General features: G+C 45.5%; 15 protein-coding genes, 1 tRNA gene and 1 pseudogene. 10 read left to right on the forward strand and 7 right to left on the reverse strand.

Features of this window, described 5'->3' with window-relative positions; translation table 11 throughout:
• Both QTN95_RS18050 and QTN95_RS18055 read left to right on the forward strand, forming a co-directional pair.
• Positions 1–1,162 (forward strand): type VI secretion system Vgr family protein (locus QTN95_RS18050; protein ID WP_331418468.1); only part of this gene is annotated, 1,162 nt, incomplete at its 5' end.
• Positions 1,159–1,656, forward strand: coding sequence for a DUF4123 domain-containing protein (locus QTN95_RS18055; RefSeq protein ID WP_331418469.1), 498 nt, complete (start codon positions 1,159–1,161; stop codon positions 1,654–1,656). The genes QTN95_RS18050 and QTN95_RS18055, both read left to right, overlap by 4 nt.
• Before the next feature lie 191 nt (positions 1,657–1,847).
• On the opposite strand, the gene nhaC is transcribed toward QTN95_RS18055, so the two are convergent.
• Complete coding sequence (nhaC, locus tag QTN95_RS18060; protein WP_331418471.1) at positions 1,848–3,293, reverse strand: Na+/H+ antiporter NhaC; 1,446 nt, start codon at positions 3,291–3,293, stop codon at positions 1,848–1,850.
• Between the two features lie 449 nt (positions 3,294–3,742).
• On the opposite strand from nhaC, the gene asd reads away from it, so the two are divergent.
• Entirely contained in the window at positions 3,743–4,873 is a 1,131-nt protein-coding gene (gene asd / locus QTN95_RS18065) for an aspartate-semialdehyde dehydrogenase (RefSeq protein ID WP_331418472.1), read from the forward strand.
• 200 nt (positions 4,874–5,073) lie between these two features.
• Here asd and QTN95_RS18070 read toward each other — a convergent pair whose 3' ends face one another.
• Both QTN95_RS18070 and QTN95_RS18075 read right to left on the reverse strand, forming a co-directional pair.
• Positions 5,074–5,916, reverse strand: coding sequence for an ion transporter (locus QTN95_RS18070; RefSeq protein WP_138971560.1), 843 nt, complete (start codon positions 5,914–5,916; stop codon positions 5,074–5,076).
• 63 nt (positions 5,917–5,979) lie between these two features.
• Complete coding sequence (locus QTN95_RS18075) at positions 5,980–6,618, reverse strand: YchE family NAAT transporter (protein ID WP_138971561.1); 639 nt, start codon at positions 6,616–6,618, stop codon at positions 5,980–5,982.
• A 633-nt stretch (positions 6,619–7,251) separates the two neighbouring features.
• Here QTN95_RS18075 and adhE point away from each other — a divergent pair.
• Entirely contained in the window at positions 7,252–9,951 is a 2,700-nt protein-coding gene (gene adhE, locus QTN95_RS18080; RefSeq protein ID WP_331418473.1) for a bifunctional acetaldehyde-CoA/alcohol dehydrogenase, read from the forward strand.
• 217 nt (positions 9,952–10,168) lie between these two features.
• Here adhE and minE read toward each other — a convergent pair whose 3' ends face one another.
• The 3 genes from minE to minC are packed head-to-tail and all read right to left on the reverse strand — an operon-like array spanning position 10,169 to position 11,926.
• Complete coding sequence (gene minE, locus QTN95_RS18085) at positions 10,169–10,432, reverse strand: cell division topological specificity factor MinE (protein ID WP_331418474.1); 264 nt, start codon at positions 10,430–10,432, stop codon at positions 10,169–10,171.
• Positions 10,433–11,245 (reverse strand): septum site-determining protein MinD, encoded by an 813-nt coding sequence (gene minD, locus QTN95_RS18090; protein WP_138971564.1) that lies wholly within the window; start codon positions 11,243–11,245, stop codon positions 10,433–10,435. It abuts the gene before it with no gap.
• An 18-nt stretch (positions 11,246–11,263) separates the two neighbouring features.
• Positions 11,264–11,926, reverse strand: a complete 663-nt coding sequence (minC, locus tag QTN95_RS18095) for a septum site-determining protein MinC (protein ID WP_331418476.1) — start codon at positions 11,924–11,926, stop codon at positions 11,264–11,266.
• A 161-nt stretch (positions 11,927–12,087) separates the two neighbouring features.
• On the opposite strand from minC, the gene QTN95_RS18100 reads away from it, so the two are divergent.
• From QTN95_RS18100 to QTN95_RS18110, 3 genes and pseudogenes are all read left to right on the forward strand, one after another.
• Positions 12,088–12,378: a YcgL domain-containing protein gene (locus tag QTN95_RS18100; RefSeq protein ID WP_269376086.1), complete on the forward strand. Its 291-nt coding sequence runs from the start codon at positions 12,088–12,090 to the stop codon at positions 12,376–12,378.
• Positions 12,379–12,422: 44 nt separating this feature from the next.
• Positions 12,423–13,388: a lytic murein transglycosylase gene (locus QTN95_RS18105; protein ID WP_138971567.1), complete on the forward strand. Its 966-nt coding sequence runs from the start codon at positions 12,423–12,425 to the stop codon at positions 13,386–13,388.
• 163 nt (positions 13,389–13,551) lie between these two features.
• Positions 13,552–13,617, forward strand: a pseudogene (locus QTN95_RS18110) (IS200/IS605 family transposase); the annotation flags it as partial.
• Positions 13,618–13,651: 34 nt separating this feature from the next.
• Here the strand turns inward: QTN95_RS18110 and folD are convergent.
• Positions 13,652–14,515 carry a bifunctional methylenetetrahydrofolate dehydrogenase/methenyltetrahydrofolate cyclohydrolase FolD gene (gene folD, locus QTN95_RS18115; protein WP_269376082.1) on the reverse strand — a complete coding sequence of 288 codons (864 nt, stop codon included), beginning with the start codon at positions 14,513–14,515 and terminating at the stop codon, positions 13,652–13,654.
• Between the two features lie 202 nt (positions 14,516–14,717).
• On the opposite strand from folD, the gene QTN95_RS18120 reads away from it, so the two are divergent.
• The 3 genes from QTN95_RS18120 to tnpB all read left to right on the forward strand — a co-directional run.
• Positions 14,718–14,794: transfer RNA gene (locus QTN95_RS18120), tRNA-Arg, on the forward strand.
• 229 nt (positions 14,795–15,023) lie between these two features.
• Positions 15,024–15,344, forward strand: coding sequence for an IS66 family insertion sequence element accessory protein TnpA (gene tnpA / locus QTN95_RS18125; protein ID WP_331418478.1), 321 nt, complete (start codon positions 15,024–15,026; stop codon positions 15,342–15,344).
• Positions 15,341–15,603: IS66 family insertion sequence element accessory protein TnpB (gene tnpB / locus QTN95_RS18130; protein WP_331418479.1), on the forward strand; the 263-nt coding region annotated here is incomplete at its 3' end. The genes tnpA and tnpB, both read left to right, overlap by 4 nt.

Consider the following 15,603-nt stretch of genomic DNA (forward strand, 5'->3'; position numbering starts at 1 on the left):
GTTAGCCAAAGGCAAAAGCAACGAATTTTTGCTCCGCTCAGGGTATAAATTTACCTTGAGTGACCACCTCAACACATCCTTTAACCGCCCTTGGCTGCTGGTTCAAGTCAATCACCAAGGCGAACAGGCTCAAGCACTCGAGGAAGAGGGCACGCAAGGCAAGACGACTTACGCCAACCAATGGCAAGCCATCCCGACTCATCTCAATTGGCAAGCGCAGCCCGAGACCAAACCAACCGTTGACGGCCCCATGATCGCGACGGTCGTTGGCCCTGAGGGAGAGGAAATCTTCTGTGACGAACATGGTCGCGTGAAAGTCCATTTCCACTGGGATCGCGAAGAGAGAAACCCTGAACATCGTTCATGTTGGGTGCGAGTCTCTCAAGGTTGGGCGGGCAGCCAATACGGCATGGTCGCTTTGCCTCGCATTGGGCACGAAGTGATTGTCTCATTTCTTAATGGTGACCCTGATCAGCCCATCATCACGGGGCGCACCTATCATGCAGTCAATAAACCGCCTTATGTTCTGCCCAACAACAAAACCAAAACCGTCCTGCGCAGTGAGACCCACCAAGGGCAAGGCTTTAACGAACTGAGTTTTGAAGACCAAGCAGACCAAGAGCAAGTCTACCTTCATGCGCAGAAGGATTTTGACTCGATAGTGCTGAATGACATGACCACTCATGTCAAGCACGACCAACATATCACGATCGATAACGACCACTTCACTCAGATAAAAAATAACCACCACATAACCGTTGACGGAGAGAGTCGCACTCTGGTCAAACAAGATGCCACCTCGATTGTGGAAGGGAATCTGCATCAAAAAATCGCTCAGTTGCATGCATTTGAAATTGGCAATGAACTCCACATCAAAGCCGGTATGAAGGTCGTTATCGAAGCGGGCTCTGAAATGACTTTGAAAGCCGGTGGCAGCTTTATAAAACTAGACGCGTCTGGTGTTAGCTTGGTTGGCGCGAAAGTCAATTTAAACTCGGGTGGAAGCCCAGGCAGTGGCAGTGGTTATGGCGGAGAGATAAGCAAGCTGCCAAATGGTTTAGAAACACAAACGCCCCCACAACCGATAACGTTGCCAGCACAAGCTACTGTGGACGCTAATACTTCATTGCTCAAACCCTGTGAGCAAGGAAAGATAAAATGAAACAGTTGAATATTACCCAATGGCTATATGAACAACGCGAGCTAAACAAAGGCCTCTACGCCATTGTCGACCCACGCTCCCCCCACCAACCTCAGGTCGCTTTCTACCAGTGCGGTGGTGAAGATGGTGGGCCACTAATGAGCTTAGATACTCTGACCAATCCAGAAGATGGCCCTTGGTTACTGCCTGTTAACGCACAGTTTATAGAATGGTGGCAGCAAGATGACCATGCACAAAGCGGTATTATTGTCAGTACCGACTCTGTTCAAAAAGAGCTTCGCGCCCATTTAGCGAGCCTGTTTCAAGCAATCTTACTCGGTGAACGCGTCTTTTTTTCTTTCTATAACCCCAGTTATATTGGCGCAATGCTGCCGCGTTTACTCCCTGAAGAAGTCAGTCAGTTACTCAGGAATCACAGCGTATTAATCCGCTACAATCAGCAGTGGATCACCAATATGCCAGTGGAAACATTGGCTAAGTTATTGGCGAAATAGATGTCTACTTCGAGCATTGGGAAGGTGAGGGCAATGCGAGAGCAAGTGAAGTGTTACATTCTGCCAGAACGAAAAAAACGGCCCAAATCAAGGACCGTTCGTATGAGTAAAACTCGCTACCCTGTTCGTTCCAAACACGTTAAGTGATAGGAGTTACCCCAGATTAGGCGCTTTTTCGTAGTCAATAGAGGTTAAGCCGTTTGCTTAGCCAGCTGCTCTGGTTGTTGAGCCTCTGAAGCCAATTCAGCGTCTTCAATTGGTTCGCATTTATCAACAAACCAACCCATATATGACGTAATGATGGTGACGAGGATACAAACAAAGCTTAACCACATGAACGGCGCATAAGAAAGTGTTGCGACACCAAGGATGCTCGCCATGTAGATACCGTTATCGCTCCAAGGCACCATGCCCGAAGTCAAGGTACCGCCAAACTCTGCGTTACGAGAAAGATTTTTACGCTTGTAACCTAGACGGTCATAGTTCTTAGCACAGATCTTAGGGGTTAGGATCAGTGACACATACATCGCTGAACCGAAAACGTTACCCATAAAGGCGGTAGCAATCGTGCTTGTGGCAAGTGAACCTGCGCTCTGCACTCGACGTTCAAATAGTTTTGCGATGGTTTCTAGCACACCCACTTTATCGAGCAAGCCACCAAATCCTAGACCAAACACAATGACTGCAACTGAACCTAGCATTGATGACATGCCACCACGGTTTAGGATTGAGTCAATGAACGTTACGCCAGATGAGATTTCAAAAGGTGCCCACGCAGTGTTGAATGCTTGAAGGAAGTTAACATCTTGAATCATCACCGCCCAGATAATCCCGAGAAGTGAGCCGAAGCTGATCACAGGGAATGAAGGCATACGCATCGCCAGTAGACCAAGAACGATCACGACAGGGACGAATGAGTAAGGGGTGATGTAGAATTGCTGTTCCATTGCTTGAATCACAGACTGTACCTGTGACATATCAACGTTACCAGCGTAGTGGAAACCAAACGCGGTGAACATGATGCCAGTAATGATGTAGCTGATTAAAGCCACTGGCAGCATCCCTTTAATGTGTTCTACGACTTCTACGTTGGACATCGAAGAAGCTAGGATCACGGAATCAGACAGTGGTGACATCTTATCGCCAAAGTAACAGCCAGAAAGTACCGCACCAGCGGTAATCGGTGCTGGAACGCCAAGTCCCTGACCAATCCCCATCATCGCAATACCCGCGGTGCCGGCCGCACCCCATGATGTGCCCGTTGCGAGTGCCGTCAGTGAACAGATGATCATCGTTGCAAGAAGGAAAATTGAAGGGTGAATTGCTTTCAGACCATAGTAAATGATGGTAGGAACGATACCGCCTGAAATCCAAGTGCCAACAAGCGCGCCGACTGCCAGTAGAATGAGTACCGCTCCCAAGCCGTTAGAGATACCGCCTAAAGCTGCCTTCTCAAGATCTTTGTACTGGTGCCCTAAACGAATGCCTAGCACCATAATGATGAACCAGCCAATGTATAGAGCAAGTTGGATAGGAAGATCTAATTTGGCAGTGAACGAAAATGCCATCAATAGAAACAGTCCAAGGGAGACGATAACCTGGATCAAGCTGGGTAGACGTGGGGTAAGTTGCGTCATACAGAGCCTCTTATAAATGTTGTGAGCAAGAGCAAATAGAAGCCACTGCACTATCTGCTTTACGAGTGTTAACTCCTTTTTGGTACGAGTGGCACTTTACCGTATTTAGAATAATATTTCGATAAAATGTCCATTCAATGTGATTTGAGTCTGTAATGGTGATTTATTGTGGTTAAATATATGGCTATTCGTTAATTTTAATGAGTTGAAATGTTTTGAAATGTAATCAAGGTGTGGCACGTATTTTTCACTTATGTTTTAAGAAGCATTTGTTTTGTTTGTGAAAATAACAATCGAACAAAAAGGGAGCAAAATGTAGGTTTTGCACTTATTTGGAGTGGGAGCAGATAAAAGTTACAGATTTGATGTAATTTTTCCTTGAGATTTTGCTTCGAAAATTGAATATTGGGGTATCCCATTATTTAAGTTGATTACACGGAGAGTTGAGAATGAGAGTAGGTTTAGTTGGTTGGCGCGGCATGGTCGGTTCTGTACTTATGCAACGTATGGTTGAAGAGAAAGATTTTGACCTTATTGAACCAGTTTTTTACAGCACATCTCAAATTGGCATCCCAGCTCCCTTATTTGGAAATAGTAAGGTAGGCAAAGATGCTGGAATGCTACAAGACGCATTTGATATTGAAAGCTTAAAGCAGCTTGATGCCGTCATTACCTGTCAGGGTGGTAGCTACACGGAGCAAGTATATCCAGCACTGCGCCAAGCTGGTTGGAAGGGCTACTGGATTGACGCAGCGTCAACCTTACGTATGGCGCAAGATTCTATCATCACACTCGATCCAGTAAACTTGGCGCAAATCCAGCGAGGTATTCACGCTGGTACTAACACCTTTGTTGGTGGTAACTGTACGGTTAGCTTGATGCTAATGGGTCTTGGTGGTCTGTTCGAAAAAGGCTTGGTTGAATGGACGAGTGCCATGACTTATCAAGCGGCTTCGGGTGCTGGTGCACAGAACATGCGTGAGCTTATTTCTCAAATGGGTGTAATCAATGACTCAGTTAGCAGTGAACTTGCTAACCCATCGAGCTCTATCCTTGATATCGACAAGAAAGTTGCTGATACCATGCGCAGCGGTTCGTTCCCAACAGACAAGTTTGGCGTTCCTCTAGCAGGGTCATTGATCCCATGGATTGATGTGAAGCGCGACAATGGTCAAAGCAAAGAAGAGTGGAAAGCGGGTGTTGAAGCGAACAAGATTCTTGGTTTCCAAGATTCACCGGTTCCTATCGATGGTACCTGTGTACGTATCGGTGCGATGCGTTGTCACTCTCAAGCGCTTACTATCAAGCTAAAGCAGAATGTACCTATGGATGAGATTGAAGAGATCATCGCAACTCATAATGATTGGGTTAAAGTGATTCCAAACGATCGTGACATCACCGCGCAAGAGCTGACGCCAGCTAAAGTGACTGGCACACTGTCTATCCCTGTTGGTCGTCTCCGTAAGATGGCAATGGGCGATGATTTCCTAAACGCGTTCACTGTCGGTGACCAGCTACTTTGGGGTGCAGCAGAGCCGCTACGCCGCACATTGCGAATCATCTTGGCTGAGAAAGCTTAAGAGAGGCGAGAGTTTAGAACGCTTCGCTCCGAGACCGGACTTCGTCCTGCGAGAATTTAGACCGGGCTGCGTCCTTTGAGAGGTGCGCGCTTGGGCTGCTGAGTAACTCTATAAGACTGAGGTTTTTGCTAGGGACTTATATCTCAAATGCAGAAAAAAGGTTGACGTCTTCACGTCAACCTTCCAAGATTTTCTCGCTTCTATTCTTCCCCAACCACCACTCTATTATCCGGGTCCGCCAGCTCACTACCACAATGTTTACAGTGAAGGGCATCTGAATCATGACCCGCTCGGTTACAGTTTGGGCACTTTACCAGTTGTTTGTGGGCACTCATCTCATTGCTTAGTTCGGCGGTAATAATCCCGGTCGGAACCGCAAGAATCGAGTAGCCGAGCAACATTGTTAGCGACGCAATCGCCTTACCTAAATCTGTCTGTGGCACCATATCTCCGTAGCCAACGGTTGTGATCGTCACGATTGCCCAGTAAATGCTTTTAGGAATGCTGGTAAATCCATTCTCAGGACCTTCAATAACAAATATCAGCGCACCAAAGATGGTGACTAAAATCCCCACAGCACTAAAGAAAATGAAAATTTTACGTCGAGCCATCAATAGCGAACGCATCAGAATGTTTGAATCTTGAAGGTAACGCACCAGTTTTAGGATACGGAAGATACGCATCACACGTAACAGACGTACCACGCCCATAAAGCTCGCCCCAGGGAAGAAGATAGCCAAATAGGTGGGAAGAATTGCGAGTAGGTCGACCACCCCATAAAAGCTCATCGCATAGGAACTGGGTTTAGGTGAGCAATAGAGTCGAAGTAGATACTCAATTGTGAAGAGTGCGGTAAAGGTATATTCGATGTATCGAAGTTGTTGTGACCAATCGTCTAATACATTAGGTAGGGACTCAATGATCAACACTGCCAAAGAGGCGATGATGGCAATAATCAGCGCGATATCAAAGGCGCGACCGGCAGGGGTATGGGTGCCGAAAATGATCACATACAAATGATGTTTAAAAGGCTTGCGAGGCATGATGTTGCACTGTCATTGTTAAACACGAAATGAATGGCAACATCATACCAGAAGATAGCGAGATTAGGCTAAACCCGGGAACAGGTTACGCAGACCGTTAGCGATAAACTCTATACCCAGTGCACCGAGGATCAGACCCATGATACGAGTGATGACGTTGATTCCGGTTTGGCCAAGAAAGCGAACAATTAAAGGCGCTGAGCGGAACAACAGCCAAGTACAAAGACTGAATAGCAGGATAGTGACGATGATCCCCATAGTGTCGAACATCGCAGGGTAGCGAGAACCGTAGACGATGGTTGAGCTGATCGCACCCGGACCGGCCATCAAAGGCATAGCCAGTGGAACCACACCAATCTGTTCGCGGCTGACGTATTCGGTTTTCTCCTGCTTGTTCTGTTTATCTTCGCCCAATTTACCGCTCATCATCGAGAAGGCGATACTTAGCAGCAGTAGGCCACCAGCAACACGAAACGAATCGAGAGAGATGCTAAACATATCCAATAGCATTTGTCCGGCGAGTAGCGAGACAACCAAAATAATTGCGACGGCAATGTTAGCGGTAACGGCAGTCTTGTGCTTCTCTTCCTGAGTCATATGCCCAGTCAATGAAACAAATACCGGCATGATCCCAACGGGGTTAACCGCCGCCACCAAGCCAAGAAAGAACTGCAAAAATATAGCGATTTCGAACGTTTGCATTCGTGATCCTAAAAGTAATCAACAGAGGGAACAGGTCATTTGCGGAATATAGTCGAAAATATATTCATCGACGAATGAAAAAAACTAAAGCAGAACCTCTTTCATTACTGAGAAAATCTTATTATTGAAAGAATAGTAAACACAAATGACACACTTTGTTACGTAGAATGAACAAGCTTGCGGGCTGATGTTTACACAAACGTTAACAATTGCACATTTTCAATAAAAAATAAGTCCAATTGTAGAGAGAAATGATCCATTGGATATACTCTCAGTAGCACAAAGTTTGTGGACTACATGTAAGTTTGTGGCCAAAAAATGAAACTTTTTTACAAGATGTTGAGATTTTTCGTGGTTGTCTGACTGTTTGCTTTATTTTTGTTCAACAATAAAATGTGATCTAAATTGTTATTTATCATTAGGTTACGATTGTTTTTGGGATTGGCGTACCACTTATTAGGTAAATAGTTTTTCAGAACTGATCTGGGTCAATTTTTTTCACAACCTGAAATAATATACTCAGCCTTGAAAGCAATTTACTAAGAAGCCTGTTCAGATTGCTGACAAAGAAGACTTCCGAACAGCACTCTTAATAAAAAGTTTTTAATATTTGCTAATTTTAGGAGAATCCCTATGCCTGTAACTAATATGGCTGAACTAGATGCAATGATTGCTCGCGTCAAGAAAGCGCAAGAAGAGTTCGCTACTTACTCTCAAGAGCAAGTAGACAAAATCTTCCGCGCTGCGTCTCTTGCAGCTAACCAAGCTCGTATCCCGCTAGCTCAACAAGCGGTTGAAGAATCTGGTATGGGTATTGTTGAAGATAAAGTAATCAAGAACCACTTCGCTTCTGAGTTTATCTACAACAAATACAAAGACGAAAAAACGTGTGGCATCCTTGAAGAGGATGACAACCTAGGTACTATGACTATCGCTGAACCAGTAGGTATCATCTGCGGTATCGTACCAACAACTAACCCAACTTCTACAGCGATCTTCAAATCTCTAATCTCTCTGAAGACTCGTAACGGTATCATCTTCTCACCACACCCACGTGCTAAGAACTCTACTAACGACGCAGCGAAACTTGTTCTAGAAGCAGCAGTAGCAGCAGGTGCTCCAAAAGACATCATCGGTTGGATCGACCAGCCATCTGTAGAGCTTTCTAACGCTCTTATGAAGCACGATGACATCGCTCTTATCCTTGCAACTGGTGGTCCAGGCATGGTTAAAGCAGCATACTCTTCTGGTAAGCCAGCAATCGGTGTAGGTGCAGGTAACGTTCCTGTAGTTATCGATGAAACAGCAGACATCAAACGTGCTGTAGCATCTATCCTAATGTCTAAAACTTTCGATAACGGCGTAGTATGTGCTTCTGAGCAGGCTGCAATCGTTGTTGATGAAGTATATGACGAAGTTAAAGAGCGTTTCGCTTCTCACAAAGCTTACGTACTAAGCAAAGCTGAAGCAGAGAAAGTTCGTAAAGTTCTTCTTATCGATGGCGCACTAAACGCAAAAATCGTTGGTCAACCAGCTCCAGCAATCGCTGAAATGGCAGGCGTATCAGTCCCAGCTGACACTAAAGTTCTAGTTGGTGAAGGTCTAGGCAAAGTATCTTACGACGACGCATTTGCACACGAGAAACTATCTCCAACTCTAGGTCTGTTCCGTGCAGACAACTTCGAAGACGCAGTTGCTCAAGCGGTAACAATGGTAGAGATCGGTGGTATCGGTCACACGTCTGGTCTATACACTAACCAAGACGTAAATGCAGACCGCATCCGTTACTTCGGTGACAAGATGAAGACTGCTCGTATCCTAATCAACATCCCGACGACTCACGGTGGTATCGGTGACCTGTACAACTTCAACGTTGCACCTTCTCTAACTCTAGGTTGTGGTTCATGGGGTGGTAACTCTATCTCTGAGAACGTAGGTCCTAAGCACCTAATCAACAAGAAAACTGTAGCGAAGCGAGCTGAAAACATGTTGTGGCACAAACTACCTAAGTCTATCTACTTCCGTCGTGGTAGCCTTCCAATCGCACTTAGCGACCTAGAAGGTAAGAAACGCGCATTCCTAGTAACTGACCGTTTCCTATTCAACAACGGTTATGCAGATGACGTAGTACGCCTACTTAAAGCTCAAGGCATGGAAGTTCAAACGTTCTTCGACGTAGAAGCAGATCCAACTCTATCTGTAGTAGAGAAAGGTGCTGAAGCAATGAAGAGCTTCCAACCAGACACAATCATCGCTCTAGGTGGTGGTTCTCCGATGGATGCTGCGAAAATCATGTGGGTAATGTACGAGCACCCAGAAACTCACTTCGAAGAACTTGCAATGCGCTTTATGGACATCCGTAAACGTATCTACAAGTTCCCTAAAATGGGTAAGAAAGCTGAGCTTGTATGTATCACTACAACTTCAGGTACGGGTTCAGAAGTTACTCCATTCGCGGTTGTTACTGACGACAAGACTGGTGCTAAGTACCCACTAGCTGACTACGAAATCACGCCAAACATGGCTATCGTTGATGCTAACCTTGTTATGAACATGCCTAAGTCTCTAACAGCATTCGGTGGTTACGATGCAGTAACTCACGCTCTAGAAGCTTACGTATCAGTTCTAGCGAACGAATACTCTGACGGTCAGGCTCTACAAGCACTTAAGATGCTAAAAGAGTACCTACCATCAAGCTACGCGAACGGTGCAGGCGACCCAATCGCTCGTGAAAAAGTACACAACGCAGCAACTATCGCTGGTGTAGCATTTGCGAACGCATTCCTAGGTGTTTGTCACTCTATGGCGCACAAGATTGGTGCTGAGTTCCACCTACCACACGGTCTGGCGAACGCACTACTAATCTCTAACGTGGTACGTTACAACGCGAACGACAACCCAACTAAGCAGACTGCATTCTCTCAATACGACCGTCCACAAGCACGTCGTCGTTACGCTGAGGTTGCTGACCACCTAGGCCTAAGCCAAGAAGGTGACCGTACTGCTCAGAAAATTGAACGTCTACTAGCATGGTTGGATGAACTAAAAGCTAACCTAGATATCCCAATGTCTATCCAAGCGGCTGGTGTATCTGAAGCTGATTTCGTTGCTAAACTAGATGAACTAGCAGTTGAAGCGTTCGATGACCAATGTACAGGTGCGAACCCACGTTACCCACTAATCACTGAACTAAAAGAAGTTCTACTTGCTTCTTACTACGGTAAAGCGTTCGTAGAAGGTGAAACTTTCGAAGGTACTACAGTTATCAAAAAGAAAGCTGACCAAGTAGCGAAAGACGCGCCTAAAGCGAAAAAAGCAAAAGCTGAAGCGTAATAAGTAAGATTCAGTTTGAGATAGGTTTTCGCTAGCACGAAACCTACTTATCGGGAAAAGACCAAGCCCCAGTCGAAAGACTGGGGCTTTTTTTGAGATACGGTGACACTTGGTAGCTTCTATTCTCACAAACAAAAAGGGTTGACGCTCTCACGTCAACCCTTTTTTCTAGCTTCTAGCTTCTAGCTTCTAGCTTCTAGCTTCTAGCTTCTAGCTTCTATTTTTCGTCATCTGGAAGCTTAATATTGAGCTCAAGAACGGAAATATCATCATCTTTGTGCTCAAAAGATAGGTCGACCATTGATGGATCAACCGCGACGTATTTGCCGATGACTTTAAGGATATCTTCCTTTAGCTGAGGCAGATAAGACGGTGCAGGGTCGCTTTGACTGCGACGCTCTGCAACGATGATTTGTAAACGCTCTTTGGCTAAGTTGGCCGAGCTTCTTTTCTGCGGACGGAAAAACTCTAGTAATGACATTTAGCCTCCGAAAAGTCGTTTGAAAATCCCTTTCTTCTGTTCGGTCAGGAAGCGGAAATCCACTTGCTGGCCAAGCAGACGCTCTACCGTATCATCATAGGCCATACCTGCATCTGACTGATCATCAAAAATGACTGGTACGCCTTTGTTTGAAGCGTTCAGCACAGCCTGACTTTCTGGAATAACCCCAAGAAGCGAAATATGCAGAATTTCTTCTACGTCTTCAACGCTAAGCATTTCACCCTGATTAACGCGAGCAGGGTTGTAACGTGTAAGCAGCAGATGCTGTTTTACAGGCTCAAGCCCCTCTTCGGCACGAAGTGACTTAGAGTCGAGAATACCTAAAATACGGTCTGAATCGCGTACTGAAGAGACTTCTGGATTGGTGGTCACAATGGCTTCATCTGCAAAGTATAGCGCCATCAGAGCGCCTTGCTCGATACCAGCAGGTGAATCACAGATAACGAAATCAAAGCCCATCTCATCCAGCTCATCAAGAACGCGGCGCACGCCTTCTTTGGTCAGTGCGTCTTTATCACGTGTTTGTGAAGCAGGAAGAATGAATAGATTGTCGGTACGTTTGTCCTTAATCAAAGCTTGGTTTAATGTTGCTTCACCATTGATGACATTAACGAAATCGTACACAACGCGACGCTCACAACCCATGATTAAATCAAGGTTACGTAGGCCGATATCAAAATCGATAACCGCGGTTTTCTTTCCTTTTACAGCCAGGCCTGATGCGATAGCGGCGCTGGAGGTTGTTTTACCCACCCCGCCTTTACCTGATGTGACAACAATAATGCGTGCCATTATGTGTTCCTTATAATATTAAATCGTTAACAACTCGAATTTGAGCGAGTCGTCGTTCAAACTGAACATAACTTTTTGCTGCCAGAACTCTTCGGAGAATTGCTCCGTAAGCCAGTAGTGTCCGGCAATCGACATTAATTCGGCATTAAGTTTATTGCAGATGATGACTGCACCAGTGTTCCCACTTGCGCCGGCAATCGCTCGGCCACGAAGTGTTCCGAGGATATGAATAGAACCATCTGCGATAACCTCAGCTCCTTCACTGACATGATTCAGTACGATAAGATCGCTGTCTTTGGCATAGATCTGTTGCCCTGAGCGAACTGGAGTACGAACAATTTTTGTCGCGCTCATTTTTGCAGGTGCTTGAGTAGGCGACTTACTGGTAGACATCACAGCAAAGTTGGCCTCAGAAGCCAAGTTTTGCGTACGCTTGTCTTTGCAGCCAGTAACGCCGACAGGAATCATCCCAGCTTGAGATATGCCTTGTTTTAGCCTCGAAAAGTCAAGATCGCTTTCTACTTTCGCGATATTGATTACCACGGGCGCGTGAGCGAAGAAAGCAGGGGCTTGCTCGACCTTTTGTTGTAAGAAATGAATAGTTTTTTCCACATCGTTGTCAGAAAGGTGCAAAACTGACAAAGTGAAGCTACTGCCTTTTAGGTCTGGAGTATTTGACATCTTTTACGTACAACCTCTTAAGGGCGTTGCCTGAGACTAGGGTTGTCATGTTATATTCCTAGAATAAGCTCAGCAAGTTATCTTGTGCCCAATTGACCGTTTTGCTTAAAAAAATAGCGAAACATTGACGTTCCATGAATTAAAACGATAAAAGGCTTCCAATGCTTTGTGCAATATACAAAAGTTCTAAAAAAGAAGGTGCTTACTTATATATCCCTAAAAAGGATGATTTCTCACAAGTTCCTGACACATTAATGCAGATGTTTGGCAAACCTATTATGGTTATGGTGGTGAAGTTAGAGGGGCGTACACTGGCTCAAGTAGACGTAGAGAAAGTGAAGCAGTCACTGAAAGATGACGGTTTTTTCCTTCAACTACCGCCACCACCGAAAAATTTACTCGATGAATATAAAGAGCAAAAACAAGCTCGTCAGCAGTCTGAAGAAGAATAAAATTATATTCGGACTGTTAGATTCTGTTGCTCAAGGAGGGCAATGTGAAAAAACTAATGTCAGTCGCTCTAGGGGTCACGCTCGCCTCATCGGTTTTCGCTAATGAAGTGAGCTTTGAGGAATACGTTGAAGGTTTAAAAGTTGAGGCTCGCCAAAACGGTATTTCTGAGGCGGTTATTGAGCAAGCGTTCGATAATGTCACCCACAAACCGCGTGCGGTGAAAGCCGATAAGAATCAACCTGAGAAAAAACTCACCCTAGATGAGTATATTCCACGCGCAGTGCCCGATTGGAAAGTAAAACAAGCTAGAGAGCTCTACAAAGAGCACTATGCTGAGCTGAGTCGCATTGGTGAAGAGTACGGTGTTCAGCCACGGTTTATCGTTGCACTCTGGGGCGTAGAAAGTAACTTTGGTCGTTTTACGGGTAATTACCCTGTGATTGATGCGCTGTCGACGATGGCTTATGACGGTCGTCGTGAAGACTTTTTCCGTAAAGAGACCATGGCGGCGCTGCAGATTCTTGAACAGGGTCATATTGCCGTTGAGGACTTTAAAGGTTCTTGGGCTGGCGCGATGGGGCAATGTCAGTTCATGCCAAGTTCGTTCCTATCTTTTGCCGCTGACGGTAATGGGGATGGCAAGAAGGACATTTGGAACACCGAAGCGGATGTGTTCGCTTCCGCCGCTAACTATTTAAGTCAGTCAGGTTGGAACGATACTTACACTTGGGGGCGTCAGGTAAAACTGCCAAAGGGTTTCGACATGAACCTAGAGGGACGTGTCGAGGGTAAAGAGAAAACCTTAGCGCAGTGGAATCAACTTGGTATCACACGTTACGATGGAAGCGCATTGCCACAAGTGAATGTCAATGCGTGGCTGACGGCGCCAGACAATGCCAACGGCCGAGTCTATCTGGTTTACAACAACTACAATGTATTGATGAAGTGGAATCGCTCTTATTACTTTGCACTTGCTGTTAGTCATTTAGCGGACAGAATTACACTGTAGAGAATCAATTTGTTAGCAAAGGAGCTCATAGAGCTCCTTTTTCTTTTCTAACCTTAAACCACCTTCTTTAGAAGGTGGTGATCGTTCCTTTGGGCTATGCCCGAAGAACGCTCATGTTCAAGATGTCCTCGTTTGTAACCAGCAAATGAAGGAAATAAAGAACATGAGCAGATATGAATCCGCCTCACACGTATATTACAGGTGTCAGTACCACATAGTCTGGACGCCAAGCGCCAACCCTTCAAACTTTCTCCAGTTCTACGCTATTTCTTCTTGGTATGGAACTGCTCACACGCCAGCATGGTGTTTTCGATTAAGCTTGCCACTGTCATTGGTCCCACACCGCCAGGTACAGGTGTAATGAAGCTCGCTTTTTCTCTTGCTTTATCGTACTCGACGTCACCGACCAGCTTTCCTGATTCAAGACGGTTAATACCCACATCGACCACGATAGCACCCTCTTTGATCCAGTTACCTGGGATAAAGTTAGGTTTACCTACTGCGACTACAACCACATCAGCCTGGCGAACGTGGCTCTCAAGATCCTTAGTAAAGCGATGACACGTTGTTGTTGTACAACCTGCTAGCAACAACTCAAGAGTCATTGGACGGCCAACAATATTTGATGCGCCTACGATAACGGCATGCTTACCACGTAGTTCGACATTGTAGCGGTCTAGTAGAGTAATGATCCCTTTTGGCGTACAAGAGCGAAGCTTAGGGATGCGTTGAGCTAGGCGACCAACGTTGTAAGGGTGGAAACCATCAACGTCTTTTTCTGGGTGGATGCGCTCTAGCACATGAGTGGCGTCGATACCCGCAGGAAGGGGCAATTGAACCAAAATACCATCTATCTGAGCATCTTCGTTAAGCTCATCAATCAACGCAAGCAGTTCCTGCTCGGTTGTGGTCGCTGGAAGGTCAAATGATTTGGAAACAAAACCGACTTCTTCACAAGCACGGCGTTTACTTCCGACATAAACCTGTGACGCAGGATCTTCACCAACGAGCACAACAGCAAGGCCTGGTGCACGAAGACCCGCCTCTTTACGAGCTTTAACACGTGCTGCAACTTCTGAACGAACAGTTTGTGAAATAAGAGTTCCATCGATATTTTGAGCTGTCATGACTTTCCTTAAGAAATAAATGGCGACGTATTTGCAGCGCATTGTCGCAAATTATTTGACGAACATCTATAAGCAAACGTTTGCTTTGTGGTGGTTTTAATCAAATAAGAGTTCAGTGGCCTTTTTTTAGTCATTCAGATCAGAATGTTAAGAAAAGCTCTTGTTTTAACGCCTCGAACTCGTATAATCCTGTCCCTGTAGCGCGCCCTTAGCTCAGCTGGATAGAGCACGTCCCTTCTAAGGATGTGGTCGTAGGTTCGAATCCTACAGGGCGTGCCATTTTTTACGGGGCGTAGCAGGTTAGTACTTGCTACGCCCTTTTTCGTTTTCGAAGTTTTGGGTCTAGTAATGGGTTCAGTAAGGCTGCAACTAAACGTAATTAGATGAAATGCATTTGATATGTAACCTCACATTCTCAAGCATCTAGAGTAAGCGCGTCATAAAACCCGCATTCTAATCGTCTAGCCCGAATAATAAGATCAAACCTCCGACCCAAAGGAGATTTGAAATGGCTAAACGACGCACTAACCAAGAATGGCGAACCCTGTTTGAACACTATGAATCTAGGCAGCTATCACAACGATTATTCTGTGAACGTAACGGACTGAGCCTTTCCACTTTTTACGCTAAGCGCCAACAGTTAAAGCACATCGAAAAACCGAACACGGTTGGCTTTGTTAAAGCAGAAGTCGTCGAAAAAACCACTAGGTATCAAGCCACTCACATTGCAGTGGCCAACATGACACTGATTGTCAACGATGTTGAACTGAGCATCCCACAAGGCACGCCAGCGACCTATCTGGCAGAACTTATCGGTGCGTTATCATGAAACGCATGCTCAGTGCTCCCGAAATCTATCTCTATCGTGAAAGCGTCGATTTTAGAAAGTCTATCAACGGCCTTGCCGCGATAATCGAAAGTGACACCGACTTACCTTTAGGAAGTGGCGCACTATTCCTGTTCACCAACAAACAGCGCGACAAAATCAAAGTGTTGTACTGGGATAAAACAGGCTTTGCTCTCTGGTATAAACGCCTCGAAAAAGCCAAGTACAAATGGCCTACAAAAGAGCAAAACGAAGTGTTTAT

Origin of the sequence: Vibrio sp. M260112, from assembly GCF_036533775.1 — a bacterium.
Lineage (GTDB): Bacteria > Pseudomonadota > Gammaproteobacteria > Enterobacterales > Vibrionaceae > Vibrio.